This window comes from Enterobacter vonholyi (assembly GCF_008364555.1).
Taxonomy (GTDB): Bacteria; Pseudomonadota; Gammaproteobacteria; order Enterobacterales; family Enterobacteriaceae; genus Enterobacter; species Enterobacter vonholyi.
The window spans coordinates 258238-274141 of record NZ_VTUC01000004.1 but is presented as its reverse complement, the minus strand read 5'-3'; the positions used below and the strand labels follow the sequence as shown (position 1 = coordinate 274141).

Sequence of the window (15904 nt, the reverse complement as noted above, 5' to 3'; positions counted from 1 at the left end):
TCCCGGTTGATAATGACCGGGGAAAACTCCCCGGCCACATACGCAATTACGCTTCTTTGTTTTCTTTGATGTTCCAGCCAGCGCTGCTTTCAGCACCCTTACCACCAGACGTGGTCTGCTCCCAGTACTGCTGTTTCACTTTCGCAGCCTGGAACGCATAGGTCACACCAACGGTATCGCCGTTGTCTGCACCGGTGTACTGAACAGAGGTGACCAGCACATCTTCCAGCGTGATGCGGGAGTATTCCACCTGCTGGCCGCCGGCTTTACAGACGGACAGCTCAACTTTAGTCAGGTGTTTACCGCTGGCGCAGTGTTTCAGGATAGCGGTGGTGGATTTGTCGATCAGCGCGTTAACGTGCAGGTCGTTAAAGTTAACTTTACCGGCACCGCCGCCACCGCCAACGCTCATATTACCTGGCTGGGAAGCACCCCAGGAGAAGGAGGTAATATCAGTCCAGCCGGTGTGGTTAGAATCTTTAGATTCGCCCGTAACACCCTCGACCTTCAGAAACATATCAATAGCCATAATATCTACTCTTCGTGGATGAACAATATTGCTTTCGAAAAAGCACTTATATGGCAAACAGGAAAGCATGGGGCTGAATAAAACCGTCCATATTTTACCTCTGCCTCATATCAAATGACCCGTGTCATTTGACAGTCTTACATTCCCCCTGAATGAACGGAAAGAATGTGAAGTCTTTTACTACTCTGGGTTATCCTGGATCCAGCTACGATCAGGATCGCCAATGATGACTTGCGGAACCAGTTTGTTCAGTTCGTCGCTATGATAAAGACGTAGACAGTTTAAAGTTACACCTTTGACATCGGGTTTTCGCTCTGAATGAAAACCATTAATTTGATTTTTATATTTTCCGATGAGAGCATTCACTTTATCCGTGCCATTTTCTGCATCAAAAGGTATCCACTCAATAAATGCGCTCGCACTTCGGGCCGCATCAGCAGAAAACTGACTGCCTTTATCTGCCACCTGAGCAAGACAGCGCGACAGAACTAAATCTTTTAAAACCTGCCGGTATGTTTGCTGCTGATAAAAATCAGGATAGTTATTTCCAGCACACACATAAAAAGTCATAAATGCGAGGAAAAAACAGAAATGCTTCACCTTATATCCTTTGTCATAGAACCACAGCGCATCAGTCCGACCAAAATACTAACTTTTATCTTTCCATTTTTCTGCGACAACGTATATCCCTATCGCTAATGCATTAAGTCCAGCACATAAGAATCCATGCATTGCGATTCGCGGAACATCTTCCGGCCAGTCAAAGATAAACAGATAGTAGCCGGATACCGCCACAAACAGCATAAATGAAATTATTAGCAATATATAAACGGTTAAATAGCTGATGAATTTTCGTATTAACGCTTTCACAGTCAAATTCATTAGCTATCTCGTATTCACCGAAATGGTGCCGACCCTCCAGGGCCGGCACTCATCATCACGCGTCTTTCGTCTTCAGCGACGGCAGTTTAGATACCAGACGCAGAGAAACGGTCAGACCTTCCAGCTGGTAGTGTGGGCGCAGGAAGAACTTCGCGGCGTAGTATCCCGGGTTGTCCTCAATCTCCTGCACCTGCACTTCCGCAGCCGCCAGCGGTTTACGGGACTTGGTCTCCTGGGAGGAGTTAGCCGGGTCACCGTCCACGTAGTTCATCACCCAGTCGTTCAGCCAGCGCTCCATCTCTTCGCGCTCGCGGAAGGAGCCGATTTTGTCGCGCACGATGCACTTCAGGTAGTGGGCAAAGCGGCAGCAGGCGAAAAGGTACGGCAGGCGTGATGCCAGGCGCGCGTTGGCGGTGGCATCCGGGTCGTGGTACTCCGCCGGTTTCTGCAGAGACTGCGCGCCGATGAAGGCGGCAAAGTCGGAGTTTTTGCGGTGAACCAGCGGCATAAAGCCGTTTTTCGCCAGCTCGGCTTCACGACGATCGCTGATGGCGATCTCGGTCGGGCACTTCATGTCTACGCCGCCGTCATCGCTCGGGAAGGTGTGGCACGGCAGGTTTTCCACCGCCCCGCCGGACTCCACGCCGCGAATCGAGGTGCACCAGCCGTACTCTTTGAAGGAGCGGTTGATGTTGGCGGCCATCGCATACGCTGCGTTCGCCCACGAGTAGCTGTTGTGGTTCGCGCCGTCGGTCTGCTCTTCAAAGTCAAAGCTGTCGACCGGGTTGGTGCGAATGCCGTACGGCAGGCGCGACAGGAAGCGCGGCATCACCAGACCCAGATAGCGGGCATCTTCGGATTCACGCAGCGAACGCCAGGCGGCGTATTCGGTGTTCTGGAAGATCTTGGTCAGGTCGCGCGGGTTAGCCAGCTCCTGCCAGGATTCCATCTGCATCACGCCCGGGGCGGTACCGGTGATAAACGGACAGTGCGCTGCAGAGCCGATGCGCGCCATCTCACCCAGCAGCTCAACGTCCTGCGGGCTGTGGTCGAAGTAGTAGTCGCCGACGATGCAGCCAAACGGTTCGCCGCCGAACTGACCGTACTCCTGCTCGTAGATCTTCTTGAAGATCGGGCTCTGGTCCCAGCCCACGCCCTTGAAGCGCTTCAGGGTACGGCCCAGCTCCTGCTTGGAGATGCTCATAAAGCGGATCTTCAGCATCTCGTCAGTTTCAGTGTTGTTCACCAGGTAGCTCAGACCGCGCCAGGCGCTCTCCAGCTTCTGAAACTCTTCGTGGTGAATGATCTGGTTTACCTGCTGCGAAAGCTGCTCGTCGATACCGGCAATCAGGTTCTGAATGGTACGGTAGGTATCGTTCGAGAAGGTGACGGTATTTTCCAGCGCCTGCTGCGCCAGGGTTTTGACCGCGCTTTCGACGGCGGAACGCGCCTGGTCGGTTTTCGGGCGGAACTCTTTGTTCAGCAGCGCGCTGAATTCATCCTGGCTGAACGCCTGACCCGCCTGCTGCTCGTGTTGTTGAGTCTGGTTGCTCATCGATTATTCCTCTCTACCTTTCGCACTTTCGTCATTTTTCGGCAACTGGCTCAGGGATTTGAGCAGCGTCGGATCCTGCAGAATTTTAGCGATCAGCTCTTCCGCACCGTTTTTGCCGTCCATATAGGTCAGCAGGTTGGAAAGCTGGGTACGCGCTTCCAGCAGCTTGTTCAGCGGCTCAACCTTGCGGGCCACCGCATCCGGCAGGAAGTCGTCCATGCTGTCGAAGGTCAGATCTACGTTGAGCTTACCTTCGCCGGTCAGGGTGTTATCCACCTGGAACGCCACGCGCGGCTTAAGCGCCTTCATGCGTTCGTCAAAGTTATCGATGTCGATTTCGAGGAATTTACGCTCGTCGACGGCCGGCAGGTTTTCAACCGGTTTACCGACCAGATCGGCCATGACGCCCATCACAAACGGCAGCTGAATCTTACGTTCTGCACCGTAGATCTCTACGTCGTACTCGATCTGCACGCGGGGGGCACGGTTACGTGCGATGAATTTCTGCCCACTGTTACTCATTGCCATGATGTTCTCCATCAAAGATGCGCGGTGAAGGTGAAACGGCAGGCTCCATGCCTGTCGTCATAATGCCTGGACGCGTTATTCGCGGCGCCCAAAGATGTTTTCAAGTTGGTTAACGCCGTCTGGCGCCAGGTCGCGAATAATGTCCATAAAGTTGAGTTCTGACAGCCGCTGCACCCGTTCAATCATCAGCGGTGCGGGGTGGCTCGGTTCGTACTGCGCAAAATACTGTTTTGCTTTTTCCAGCATCAGCTGCGCGTCGGCGCGGCTGGTGACCTGCACGCTGCGCCAGTCGGTGACCGGCTGAGCGGGCTGCGCTGCCGACGACGGCTGCTCTGCCTGTGGTTCTGCATGCGCCTCACGGTTCGGCAGCAGCTTGCTGATGTCGGTTACCTGACACGCGCTTGCTACCAGTCCGACGGTTTTAAGCAACTGCTCCATCTCGGGCACGCCGCTTTCACCGAGATGCCCGGTGAGCAGCTCGCGAATAGCCAGCAGCCGTTCGTTGATGACGATAACCGCTGCGGTCCCCGGCTGGTCGCCGCGGGCCAGCTCGTCAATCAGCCGTGGACGCCCGCCGGGATAGTCCGGGCATTCGGTTTTACTGCCGTCCAGCAGGGCCTGAGCATCCCGGAGCGAAATTTCATCGCCGTTTGAACGCAGCAGCGAGGCGTTACGCACGGCGATGGTGAGGTCGGACTTATCGCTCAGCCCTGCCAGGGCGTTAATGCGGTAGAACGGGTCGGTTTCGCCATACTCTTCCAGCAGCGGATAGAGCGGCTCCCAGTAGCGGGCGATCGCCTCCTGCACCAGCAGCAATCCGTCCGCGTAGCCCGCCAGCCCGCGACGGCGGGTCCAGGCATGGGTTAACGCCAGCAGGACGCGAAGATCTTTGGTGCGGGTCAGCAGGCTGATGGCGTATTTTTCCACCGTGTTCCAGTCAGCTGGTTCTGCCGGAATAATGGTGTCGCCAAACTGCTGTTCCGCTTTCCCAAGACTTGCCTGATTCATGCTCTGGAATTCGGCGTCGTACTCCAGGTTTTCGCCACAGGGTTTTTCGGGACTTATTGGCGCGAGAAATTCTTCGATATTCATGAGATCCCTGCTTATTCAAACATAGGCGGATAGAGACCGTGACGGCCCGGACGAGCGCCCCCTGCCGGGTCGAACAGCAGGGTGAAAAGCTGCCCGGTAAAGTTACCGCTGTGCACGTGGGTGTACAGCGGGTAGCCGTCGCAGCGGTTGGTCCACCAGTAGCTGGTCTGACGCAGAGGATCAAAACATTCAGCCGCCTGAGGCCAGCCAAGCGTGCTCTGGCCGTCCTCGTCATAGCCAATCACATCAAGTATGTCGGAACGCTTTTGCGGCTCGACCGGCTGCGGCGCCGGAATGGTCATCAGCATTTCGTCGAGCTGCGAGGCGGAAAAACTGTTGCGCACCGCGTGCAGCCCCAGGCGCCCAATCTGCTGATACCAGCTTTCGGCCTGGCTGAGCAGGCTGGTCGACCATTCGGACGGCGCGAAGCTCAGCTGAAGGCAAACAGGATACTGTCGGCCAACGCTGTCGCGGCCGGGCAGCAGACAGCCCATCTGGATCATCTGGCTGCCCAGCATGGGCGGTACCACAAAATTCCAGACTGGCGCTTTTTGAAACTGGCGCTCGCCGCTGCGCTGCTCTTCCTGCTGCCAGGCCAGCAGACCGACCTGGAACCAGTGTGACCACTGGCGCTGTAAAGTGTCAGGAAAGCGACGCTGCAAAAAATCTCCGGCGCTGGGTAACTTGCCATACCAGCTGTAGCGGTTCATCGCAGGGGTATTCGTCATACGGCTGTCCTTGCGGTTATGGGCATGAGAAACGGGGAAGCTGGAACGGGTTACGAATGCTGTTTGGCGCAAACTCCAGCGTGACCTGATGTCCGTCGACGTTGAAGGTGGCCTGACGGCTCAGGCTACCCGCCCCCGGGCTGGTGCTCGCTTTATCAAAGAAGCGGTTCAGCGCCCAGGAACCGTTGGTCACCAGCGTCGCCGTGCTGCCGTTCGTCAGCCCCAGCTGCATGCGCACCTGGTTCGTGCCGCCCGGCCCCGGCCAGTTCATGATCTGCACGGCCTGCGGGCCGTGGCTGTAGCGCAGCAGCTGGCCGTCAACGTCCAGCGTCAGGTTCAGAATGGAGTTATCCATTCGCACGGTGCGAACCGTCACCTTAAAGGACGGCGTGGTTGCGCCGTTAGCAAAGAAGGCGTCGCGAATCGACTGGGCCTGCTGGAACGGTCTCAGCAACCCTTCACTGCCCGGCAGCGTTTTACCGTCGATGCCCGGCATAAAGCGCCAGTTTGCCTGGGTGGTGTCCACTTTGCTGGTCAGGTTATCGCGAAAGAAGGTATCCATCAGCCCGGTCCCCGGCGCAAACATGCGCGCGAGATCGTCAGGCGTGACCTCGGTGCTGGCGCTGCGCACCAGCGGGTAGCGACCGGCAATTGCCTGGCGGCAGAACCCGCCCACTTCAACGTTAATCCGCTTCCGTACGTTTTCCAGGTCACGACGCTGGGTATCGCTGCTGGCGCCCACAGCCATGTTGCTGAACATGGTTTGCAGCCCTCCCGGCAGACGACCGGCGCTGGCCTGCAGGCGGCTGATCGCCTCCCCGCCCGGCGCCGGCATGCCGCTGTTGGCCGCATCCTGCACGGCGGTCAGGTAGCGATACAGCTCATCCACCTGCTTGAGAAAATCGTCAAACACGATGGTCTTCCCGCCCTTCTCCAGCGGCTGGGCCAGCTCAATCATCGGCGCGTAATGGTCGGTCACCAGCTGCTCCGGCGCCTGGGTAACCGCGGCGGCCTGCGTCGGCGCATTGTCATTATTACTGAACAGCGCTTCCAGCGTGCGGGTGGCGCGGTTGCTTTGCGCCTGCGCTTTACCCGCATCTTCCGGCGCTGGCGTATCGCGGGAGAGCGTCAGGACCTGGCTCAGGTTCTGCACCAGACGGCGCAGCGGCGAGTTGGCTCCGGAGAGCAGGCGCGCGGTGTTGATGCGCTGGGAAAGATCGGCGCTGTTATTGAGCTGAATGTCGGCGAGGAAGCGATCCCAGTTCGCGATAAAGTCGCGCATGTAGAGCTGGCGCACGGCGTTGTCGATCTGCTGTTTATCCTCCTGCACCGTCGCGGCCCCCAGCACCCAGGCGTCGTCCTCGTGCAGAGCGGTGGTTACGCTGTCAATCTGGCCGTTAAAGCTTTTCCAGTAGCCGTCCGGCGTATAAAGCCCCGGTACGCCTTCGCTGACCGGCTTGCCGCTTTTACGGGAAAATACCAGCTCGCTCTGCGGCCCGCCCAGGTCGGAAAGGGAAACCGGCTTCAGGTTTTCATCATGCTCCAGCAGGCGCTTGAGGCGACCGTACACCCGCGTGGAGAGCGGCTGCTGGCCGATCATCGCCCTTTCGCGGGCAACCAGCGATTCGTCCTGCGCGTACGGCGAGGCCTGAATCTTCGGCTCCAGCAGCTGCGTCAGGTGCCATTCAAGCTGCTGCAGCTGCGCCTTCGTGACGTTCTGCGGCAGATTCCGCTGCAGGTTGAGCATCACCCACGAATGCAGGAATTTACCGTCGTAGTGCTTTGGCTGATAGAGCATCTGATAGGCTTTCAGCGCTTCATAGCTGTATTCCACATCGCTGCCGTTGTCGTTACGAAGCCAGGTGGTGATGTGCATGGCAACGGCAGGCAGCAGCATCTGATCCAGCGCTTTCTGGTACAGCGACTGCGAAGCGTCGCTGACGTCATCCCCGCGATAGAGTCCCATACGGCGGGATACCGGCGGATCGTTGACATCAAACGCGTCGCTTTTCGGCAGGTCAACCAGACCGTTCAGCAGCGGCAGCAGATCGAACAGGTCACGCTGTGTCTGGTTCTGTAAGGCTTTGCTCTGCTGGTCCAGCAGCGGCACCTTCGCATCCACCTCTTCCAGGTAGGCCTTGTTTTTGGCATAGCTGGTCAGCCACAGACCGCCCAGGATCACCAGCAGGGCCAGCAGGGCCGCGTAGCCGGACCAGATCACCGCCCGGTTGCGCAGCTCCCACCAGCGGTTTTCCCCGGCGATCCCTGCTTCCTGGAAGATGACGTTTTGCAGCAGGTTCTTGATGAAGAAACTCTGGCCTTTTGCCCCCGGGATAGGCGCTTCTTTGCTGACCGAATCCCAGTTATCCGCCTCTCCCCCTTCCGGCAGCGACAGCGCGCGGTTCAGTTCGCCCATCACGCGGTCAAACGGCATGCCTTCCTGCGTCCCGCTTGCGAAGTAGATCCCGCGCGGAGAGAACTCGGTTTCAAAGTTGGAGCGGGCGAATACCGTGCTCAGGTAGTCCGCCAGCAGCGGACGCAGCGCGGCGAACTCCTGCGGGAAGAGATACGCTTCCGCGCGGGTTTTCGCGTCATGCTCTTTCAGCATGGTTTCCGGCAGCCCGGCATCGAGGCGCTGCTGGAGCAGAGAAAACTCCTGCTGGAAGTTGCCCATCAGGTCGTAATCGGCGTGTTTGGTTTGCTCCCACGGCAGCGTAAAGCCCCAGATCTGGTCGCGCTGCGCTTTATCGTAGTCGGCAAACCAGGCGCGGAAGCCTTTAAGCAGGTCGGCCTTGGTCACCATCACGTAGACCGGGAAGCGGATACCCAGCTGTTCATGCAGCTCGGACAGGCGCTGGCGCAGGTTCACCGCCTGTTGGCGGGACGCCTCGGCAGACTGGGTCAGCAGGTCCGAAATGCTGATCGTGACGATGACGCCGTTGATCGGCTGGCGGCGACGGTACTTGCGCAGTAACCCCATGAACTGCAGCCACTCACCGGCATCCTGCGCCTGCTCGCTCTCCTGAGTGGTATAGCGGCCCGCCGTGTCCAGCAGCACCGCTTCATTGGTAAACCACCAGTCGCAGTTACGCGTACCGCCAATGCCCCGCAGCGCGGTCTTACCGAAGCGATCGGCCAGCGGGAACTGCAGCCCGGAGTTGACCAGCGCCGTGGTTTTACCCGATCCCGGCGCGCCGATAATGACGTACCACGGCAGCTGATAGAGATATTGCGTGCTGAAGCGCTGCGTCCACTGGGCGCCCTGGCCCGCTTTGCTGAAGTGCGCTTTTTTAAGCATCTGCGCGGCTTCATCAAAGCGGCTGGCGAGGATCTGCTCCTCGCTGTTCAGTCGCTTCTGCGGATCCGCCGCTTCCTGGCTGGCGGTGTTCTCCTTGAGCTTGTCCATCAGCTTGCGGTTCAGCCAGGCATTATACAGGCGCGGCAGAATGTGGCCCTGTGCCCAGAGCAGATAGACCACGGCAATGCTGATAATACGGTTCTGTTCAGATTCAAGCGGTCGGGTGTCCACGATGGACAACAGAGGACCAATCATCCAGATCACCGCCGCAAGCGCCGTTACGCCGAGGAAGCTCCACAGAATGCGGTTAGTCAGTATGGAAAGAAGAGTCGTCAGCATTCCTTAGTTTCCTTGCGGCAATCCGTTCAGCTCGGCCTGAGTGTTTTCAGGCGACACCAGCAGAGTAATTTCCACACGGCGGTTACGGGCGCGGTTTTCAGGCGTCGTGTTCGGGGCCACCGGGTTAATCTCGCCCCGCCCTTCCGCTTTCACGCGGCCAGGCTGAGAGAGGCTTCCCTGCAGCATTTTTTGTACCGAGCGGGCGCGTTCCAGAGAGAGTTCATAGTTGGAGGCAAAGCGCGCGCTGCGGATCGGCACGTTGTCGCTGTAGCCCACCACCAGAATTTTGCCGCTGACGTTATTCATCGCCTGCGCAATGCGGTTGATGACCGGTTCATAACGGTCGCGCACGACGGTCGAGGCAGAGGCAAACAGCCCGTCGCCTTTCAGGATAACGACGCTGCGATCCGCTTCGTCTTTCACCGCGACGAGGCCAGCCTCGATCTCCGGTTTCAGGAAGCCGCGAAGGTTAAGCACCGCCGGTAGCTGACGGGCCGGTTGCTGAATAGTGGTTTCCGGCAGCTGGGACTGGTAAATCTTCGCCAGCACCGGGTTGGTGCTGTCGCCAAGACGCCAGTTAAGCACGATATAGAAGAGACAGGCGATAAACCCGGCCAGCGCCACGCAGGCCCACAGGGGAACCATCGGCCGCCAGAGCTTACGCAGCACGGGACGATCTTCCGGATGGGGAGAAAGCGGCGGCGGATAGCTGCCGCGCACGCCGCGGATCATCTGCCACAGCCGCTGCTTGATGGTCTCAAGCTGGGTGCGGCCATTATCCAGAACCCGATAGCGTCCCTCGAAGCCCAGCAGCAGGCAGTAGTTGATCATCTCCAGCAGCAGAATATGCTCGCGCGGGTTTTGCGACAGGCGCGCCAGCAGCTGGAAGAACTTCTCGCCGCCCCAGGTTTCGTTATGGAACGTCACCAGCAGACCGTTGCTGGACCAGACGCCGCTGCTGCCCCAGGGGGTGAGCGCGGCGGCCTCGTCGAGCGCCGTACACAGGCAGTAACGTGCCCCGACGATCACTTCGTAGGGCAGCCCTGCCTGCTGGCAGCGGACTTCAAAACGGCGAATTTCATCGATCAGGCGCTGGCGTAACGCCACCTGATCGTCATGGGAGACCGAATGACGGATCTGCGGAATCGCATTGAGCAGCGGATTGGCGGCCGCCACCAGCTGATTGTTGCTACTGGCCCCGGTAAACGCGGCATCGCTGCCGGTGTCCTGTCGTTCCTGCATATTAAGCGCTCGCTTTATTATTCTGTCGGGCTACGGATGGCCCAAAACTCCATATCCAGCCCCGGGAACTCCCCTGCAAGGTGCAGGGCGAATGCGCCGGACTTATCCATCTCGTGCCACAGCTCGCTGCCCTTCTCGAGCTCGAAGTAGCTGTAGCCGGCATGCCAAGGGATCTGCGGCGGCGCGACCGGCATGGCCCGCAGCATAATGCCCGGCAGCTGAAGCTGAACCAGATCGCGGATTTTCGACACCGGTGCGACCTTCATCTGCGCCGGGAAATGGGTTTGCAGGTGTTCGCCCGGCACGTTGGCTTTTACCGCCAGCACGAAGCCGAACTCACGCACCATGCTGGTTTCAGGCACCGTGGCGATGTTCAGGCCGTGAGAGCGTTCGTTAAGCGGGATCTGAATCGCGTGGTCTTCCATCACCAGCGACAGCCCCTGACGCAGCATCAGCATGAGCTTGCTGAAGCAGTTTGCCAGATCGTCATGATCGTAAATCGGCAGCACGCTTTCGGCGGTCCGCTGCGACGTCCAGGTGGCAAGTTCGGTCGCAAACGGCAGCCAGCTGCGCCAGAGCGTTTCCGGATGCAGCAGCGGGAGGGTTTTTAAATGAGACACCTCGCCCAGATGACGATTAACCAGCGACAGCAGCGTGAACTCAATCAGTTCAGAAGTATTAAAGCGACCGGGCTGGCGCAAACGACCGCCAATTTGCTGGCTGCGCTGTACCAGCAAGCCGTGCAGATCGTTGATCATGCTGTAGATCTGCGGGCTGTTGTTGGCATTGAGCATCGGCGGGATGTAGCTGTTGTCGAGCCGCACATGGTTGTCGTTACGTTTCTCCGTCACAAACGCCACGCCGATGGCGGTCCATTCTGCCGTGAGGTCTTTTTCCAGCATCAGGGTCAGACGCAGGCGGCCAAACTGAACGGTGGCATCTCCCACCGACATGGCGTTGTCGTCTTCCACCTCTTGCTCGAAAGCGATAAAGCGCGCCAGCGAGGCAGGCTCTTCGCTGAAAATCACCTCTTCTCTCTCGCCACGACGAACCGGCAGCGCGAGCACCACCTTTTCGTTAGTGAGATTGTCAGGAATTTTCAGCGGTACAGGGCCGTTGCGCCCGTTACGGACCTGGAAAAAGGTGCCGTCCGGCAGCAACCCACTGCAGTAGCTCAGGGCTATGCATCCCTGACGAAGCATCGCTTCATCCAGTTCAACGTCAAGAAAGCCCCAGAGATACGATCGCTGCAGCGCGCCCCATTCACGAACATGGTTGAGCAGATAGCTTTCAGTCCGCTGAAAATGGTGTGGACGCAGGAACATGCCTTCGGTCCAGACGACCTTTTCTGCTTTCGTCATGATGATGTATTTCCTGTTTTGAAGCGCGTTACTGGCTGATGACCCGAATGCCGTTCACGTCGAGAAAAACGTTGGCCTGGAGTTCATCTGCGGACCATTTCCAGAACTGGTAGATATGATTTTCGCCAGGCACGGGCAGAGGAAGTGAAACGCGCCATTTTTTGCCATCCAGCACCTGATACTCCGCCATCACGCCGATGTAGCGGGCCTCCGGAGAGCTTTGCCCGCTGAGGGTTTTGGACAGCTGTCCCGGCATCAGGAAAAACACGTCGCTGTTCAGCAGATTCGCGCCAAGCGTGGCTGACGCGTTGTTCTGCAGGGAGTAAAAGTCGCTGGACATGAAATCCGCATCGGATTTCAGCAACAGCACCCGAACCTTAAGCGGCGCAGATTCATTGATTTGTGGATGAGCCTGAAACTGCAGATTGTAGCGGGAGGGGTCGCTGTGTGAAGACGACGTACAACCACTGACCAGGGCGAAAATCACCGCGTAAAAGAATAACCACAGCTTATGAAAATTTTTATTATTCATAAAAATGCGCTCATGAAAGCCGTTTAGTTCAGGATCCAGGTACCGTTAGCGCTGTCTTTGCAGGCTTTGCTGTTACCATCGACATCGACACAGGTCGCTTTTTTACGCGTCTTCGGACGAATAGCCTGTTTACGCACGGCGGCGTCGTACAGGTCGGCCTTGATCACGGCGCGCATCGGGACGTAACCAATCAGCTGCTCGTTACCTTCATCGGCAAGCGCCATCCAGTAGTGTTCAACCTGACCCAGCACCACGTACGTTTTTCCGGTATCAAGAGTGCGGATAACTTTACCGCCGAAGTCAGGGCGGCTCATCAGAGAGGCCGGATACATAGCACGATACGGCTCGTTGACCGGCGTGAACTCCGCCGGCGGGGTAACAGCGTGACGGTGGGTTAAGGTGACGCCGTTGACCTGACTGGTCTCAATCGTATCGTCGTTGATCACAGGTTTCTGCGGCGCTTTACAGCCCGCCACCGCCATTACAAACAGAAGTGAAAACAGTACGCGCATTTTCATATGCTTTTCCGTAGCGATATTTCGATGATGAAGATAAGGGGGTGAAGTTTGACTTAAGTGCTATTGTTAAAATAGCCAGGATATTTTCGGGGCGTTACTATTTTAAGGGCATAGCTACCGCACGAGCCCTTCAGAATAAGGCCCAGCGTCTTCCTGACATATTTTGACAAACGGTAAGCAAGTTTACATGAGCTTTGCCTCAATTCAATATTTACCGTTGCGTAACTGTTGCTAAATGAAGCAGTCGGAAAATTATAGGATTAATCCTATGAAAAAACCCGGCATGGCCTAAACTCTCTTATTTTCCTACCAAAATACACTACAACTTTTTGTTTTATATACAAATAAAACAAAAGAGAAATACTTTCATTAACGCAATACTGCTATTATCGCCACTACCATAATTAGTAGAATTTGCGTATTGATGAGGTCAGCAGAATATATCAACGATGAATTATTTGTTGCACTAACAGAGTATCTTTAATATCGATCGGACTCTAAAACTTGAATGTGACTATTTCACTTATGTTGCAGGGCGTTAATTTCACGCCTAAAAAATAACTTTATATTTCTCGTTATGGCAATTATCCCGTCAGGCCTAAATTTTATCCATTAATCATTAAGCCTGAGTTAACCTTCCTGACCTTATCGCAGCCGAAAATGCTCGCGATAGCCCGCCAGCTGTGAATGTTTTTTATTGTCACCGCTCAAAGGCTTCATTCGAAACTTTATTGGTGCTACATCTTCTCCTGCTCGCCCCATCTATCTTGCTTACCGTGCGATAGATAAGATTTATTATTAAAATGATAAAAAATCGTTATAATTTCTTTAAATGTTTCAACATCAGACCCTATAAACAACTGTAATGAAAAGAGTTTTAGTTAAAGCATCTTTTCGTACCGCACGCGCGTCGCCATCCGGTCGTCATTGCTTTCGCCTATCGTTCTTTGCAGCGCTTTTAGGGGTTCAGACGTTGTGTGACCGAACAAATCAGGAGTGGGTATGAACAAGAAAAGACGCTCGGTGCCGGGTATCAGACACTATGACGGCCCTGCCGGCGGCTGGGGCGCATTGAAAGCGACGGCCATTGCAGTACGTACCCAAATGGATACCCTTGATGCCCCCGCGACGCTGCTGCGCACCAACCAGCCTGACGGCTTTGACTGCCCGGGCTGCGCGTGGCCGGATAAAGAACACAAATCGACCTTCCAGTTCTGCGAGAACGGCGCCAAAGCGGTGACCTGGGAAGCCACCAGCAAACGCGTTACCCCCGCGTTTCTGGCCGAAAACAGCGTCTCCTCGCTGCTGGCAAAATCGGACTTTGAGCTGGAAGGTTACGGTCGACTCACGCATCCCCTGCGCTATGACCGGGCAAGCGATACCTTCCGGCCCGTCGTCTGGGACGAGGCGTTTGAACGCATCGGCGAAGTGCTGCGCGGACTTGAACCGGACCAGGTTGAGTTCTATACCTCCGGGCGGGCCTCTAATGAAGCGGCTTATCTGTTCCAGCTGTTCGCTCGCGAATACGGCACCAACAACTTCCCCGACTGCTCTAATATGTGTCACGAGGCCACCAGCGTCGGCTTGCCGCGTTCGATTGGCATCGGGAAAGGCACCGTCTCGCTGGATGATTTCGACAAGACCGAGCTGGTTATCTCCATCGGTCACAACCCCGGCACGAACCATCCGCGAATGATGGGCACCCTCCATGAGCTGGCCCGCCGCAACGTGCCGATTATCGTCTTTAACCCGCTGCGCGAGCGCGCCCTCGAACGTTTTGCCGATCCGCAAAGCGTGATTGAAATGGCAACTTACGGCTCTACGGATATTGCCTCAACCTACTTCCAGGTGAAGGCCGGGGGCGATGCCGCCGCGCTGAAAGGCATAGCTAAACACCTGCTTGAAATGGAGGCCGAACGCGGCGACGTGCTCGATCGCGCGTTTATCGCCGAACATACCCAGGGCATTGAAGATTTCACCGTCGATATCGCACAGACCCGCTGGGACGAAATCGAGCAGGAGTCAGGTCTCAGTCAGGCGGCCCTCAAAACGGTAGCCGAGGCCTATGCGAAATCGAATGCCACCATTATCACCTACGGGATGGGCATTACCCAGCACAATAAAGGCACGGCGAACGTCCGCCTGATTGCGGACCTGCTGCTGCTGCGCGGGAATATTGGCAAGCCCGGTGCGGGAATATGCCCCCTGCGCGGTCATTCAAACGTTCAGGGGAACCGAACCGTCGGGATTAGCGAGAAACCCACGCCGGCCTTCCTGAACCGTCTGAAGGACGTTTTCGGCTTTGAGCCGCCGTCTCACCATGGACACGATGCGGTGCAGGCCACGCAGGCCATGATCGACGGCCGCGCGAAGGCGCTCATCTGCCTCGGGGGTAATTTTGCGGTGGCGATGCCCGATCACGAACGTGGTTTTCCGGCGATGGGTAACCTGGATTTGAGCGTGCACGTCGGCACCAAGCTGAACCGCACCCATCTGCTGGTGGGCAAAGAGACCTTTATTTTCCCGTGTCTTGGCCGTACCGAGCTGGATGTTCAGGCTACCGGTCGTCAGTCCATTACCGTCGAAGACTCGATGTCGATGGTCCATGCCTCATCCGGCAAGCTGAAACCCGCCTCACCGTTACTCCGTTCGGAACCGGCTATCGTCGCCGGCATGGCGAAAGCCACACTGCCGGAAACCCGCGTGGACTGGTTGATGCTGATTGAGGATTACGACCGCATCCGCGATCTGATCGAGCAGACCATCCCGGGCTTTGAGAACTACAATGCGCGGATCCGCGTTCCCGGCGGCTTCCGTATGCCGCTGCCGCCCACGCAACGCATCTGGCCAACGGCGACGGGAAAAGCGATGTTCTCGGTGTTCGACGGTGTTCACGAGAACGCCAGCGGCGAAGGTGAGCATGTTATGCGGCTGATCACGCTGCGCAGCCACGACCAGTACAACACCACCATTTACGCCCTTGACGACCGCTACCGTGGCGTATTTGGCCGCCGCGACGTGTTGTTCATGAACGAGGACGACATGGCGCAGTCAGGGCTGGAACACGGCGACCGCGTGGATATCGAAACCGCCCTCCCCGGCAGCGTTCAGCGTCTAAAAGACATTACCGTGGTGGCGTACAACATCGCGCCGGGGACCGTCGGCGCCTATTATCCGGAGGCCAACGTGCTGGTACCGCTGGATTATCTGGATAAGGACAGCGGTACGCCGTCGTATAAATCCGTTCCGGTTCGCATCACCCTGCGCTCTAAAGAGATCCGCATGCTGTAAGGCTGTTCG

General features: G+C 56.9%; 12 protein-coding genes. 1 reads left to right on the top strand and 11 read right to left on the bottom strand.

Annotated features, from left to right (window positions below):
* Nucleotides 1–46 precede the first annotated feature (46 nt).
* The 11 genes from F0319_RS07810 to F0319_RS07760 form a co-directional block, all read right to left on the bottom strand.
* Complete coding sequence (locus F0319_RS07810; protein WP_008502640.1) at nt 47–529, bottom strand: Hcp family type VI secretion system effector; 483 nt, start codon at nt 527–529, stop codon at nt 47–49.
* A 180-nt stretch (nt 530–709) separates the two neighbouring features.
* Complete coding sequence (locus F0319_RS07805) at nt 710–1129, bottom strand: T6SS amidase immunity protein Tai4 family protein (protein ID WP_240168083.1); 420 nt, start codon at nt 1127–1129, stop codon at nt 710–712.
* Nucleotides 1130–1466: 337 nt separating this feature from the next.
* A complete protein-coding gene (gene tssC / locus F0319_RS07800; protein WP_014884232.1) occupies nt 1467–2966 on the bottom strand; it encodes a type VI secretion system contractile sheath large subunit in 1500 nt (499 codons plus the stop codon).
* A 3-nt stretch (nt 2967–2969) separates the two neighbouring features.
* The gene (gene tssB / locus F0319_RS07795; protein WP_149366608.1) at nt 2970–3494 is read right to left on the bottom strand and encodes a type VI secretion system contractile sheath small subunit; all 525 of its coding nucleotides are present in this window, start codon (nt 3492–3494) and stop codon (nt 2970–2972) included.
* 75 nt (nt 3495–3569) lie between these two features.
* Nucleotides 3570–4586 (bottom strand): type VI secretion system protein TssA, encoded by a 1017-nt coding sequence (gene tssA, locus F0319_RS07790; RefSeq protein ID WP_115875525.1) that lies wholly within the window; start codon nt 4584–4586, stop codon nt 3570–3572.
* An 11-nt stretch (nt 4587–4597) separates the two neighbouring features.
* Nucleotides 4598–5314 carry a type VI secretion system-associated protein TagF gene (gene tagF / locus F0319_RS07785; RefSeq protein ID WP_029740102.1) on the bottom strand — a complete coding sequence of 239 codons (717 nt, stop codon included), beginning with the start codon at nt 5312–5314 and terminating at the stop codon, nt 4598–4600.
* A 16-nt stretch (nt 5315–5330) separates the two neighbouring features.
* Entirely contained in the window at nt 5331–8951 is a 3621-nt protein-coding gene (gene tssM, locus F0319_RS07780) for a type VI secretion system membrane subunit TssM (protein ID WP_149366607.1), read from the bottom strand.
* Between the two features lie 3 nt (nt 8952–8954).
* The gene (locus F0319_RS07775) at nt 8955–10193 is read right to left on the bottom strand and encodes a DotU family type VI secretion system protein (protein ID WP_045404313.1); all 1239 of its coding nucleotides are present in this window, start codon (nt 10191–10193) and stop codon (nt 8955–8957) included.
* Between the two features lie 17 nt (nt 10194–10210).
* Nucleotides 10211–11554, bottom strand: a complete 1344-nt coding sequence (gene tssK / locus F0319_RS07770; protein ID WP_133294655.1) for a type VI secretion system baseplate subunit TssK — start codon at nt 11552–11554, stop codon at nt 10211–10213.
* Between the two features lie 28 nt (nt 11555–11582).
* Nucleotides 11583–12086 carry a type VI secretion system lipoprotein TssJ gene (tssJ, locus tag F0319_RS07765; protein ID WP_047652274.1) on the bottom strand — a complete coding sequence of 168 codons (504 nt, stop codon included), beginning with the start codon at nt 12084–12086 and terminating at the stop codon, nt 11583–11585.
* Nucleotides 12087–12109: 23 nt separating this feature from the next.
* A complete protein-coding gene (locus F0319_RS07760) occupies nt 12110–12604 on the bottom strand; it encodes an SH3 domain-containing protein (protein WP_111964770.1) in 495 nt (164 codons plus the stop codon).
* Nucleotides 12605–13606: 1002 nt separating this feature from the next.
* Here F0319_RS07760 and F0319_RS07755 point away from each other — a divergent pair.
* Nucleotides 13607–15895: an FdhF/YdeP family oxidoreductase gene (locus F0319_RS07755; protein WP_149366606.1), complete on the top strand. Its 2289-nt coding sequence runs from the start codon at nt 13607–13609 to the stop codon at nt 15893–15895.
* Nucleotides 15896–15904: the final 9 nt, after the last annotated feature.

What these genes read in the sequence shown, in the direction of transcription:
- F0319_RS07810 (WP_008502640.1), bottom strand. Translation starts at nt 529, where the DNA reads ATGGCTATTGATATGTTTCTGAAGGTCGAGGGTGTTACGGGCGAATCT.
- tssC (WP_014884232.1), bottom strand. Translation starts at nt 2,966, where the DNA reads ATGAGCAACCAGACTCAACAACACGAGCAGCAGGCGGGTCAGGCGTTC.
- tssB (WP_149366608.1), bottom strand. Translation starts at nt 3,494, where the DNA reads ATGGCAATGAGTAACAGTGGGCAGAAATTCATCGCACGTAACCGTGCC.
- tssA (WP_115875525.1), bottom strand. Translation starts at nt 4,586, where the DNA reads ATGAATATCGAAGAATTTCTCGCGCCAATAAGTCCCGAAAAACCCTGT.
- tagF (WP_029740102.1), bottom strand. Translation starts at nt 5,314, where the DNA reads ATGACGAATACCCCTGCGATGAACCGCTACAGCTGGTATGGCAAGTTA.
- tssM (WP_149366607.1), bottom strand. Translation starts at nt 8,951, where the DNA reads ATGCTGACGACTCTTCTTTCCATACTGACTAACCGCATTCTGTGGAGC.
- F0319_RS07775 (WP_045404313.1), bottom strand. Translation starts at nt 10,193, where the DNA reads ATGCAGGAACGACAGGACACCGGCAGCGATGCCGCGTTTACCGGGGCC.
- tssK (WP_133294655.1), bottom strand. Translation starts at nt 11,554, where the DNA reads ATGACGAAAGCAGAAAAGGTCGTCTGGACCGAAGGCATGTTCCTGCGT.
- tssJ (WP_047652274.1), bottom strand. Translation starts at nt 12,086, where the DNA reads ATGAATAATAAAAATTTTCATAAGCTGTGGTTATTCTTTTACGCGGTG.
- F0319_RS07760 (WP_111964770.1), bottom strand. Translation starts at nt 12,604, where the DNA reads ATGAAAATGCGCGTACTGTTTTCACTTCTGTTTGTAATGGCGGTGGCG.
- F0319_RS07755 (WP_149366606.1), top strand. Translation starts at nt 13,607, where the DNA reads ATGAACAAGAAAAGACGCTCGGTGCCGGGTATCAGACACTATGACGGC.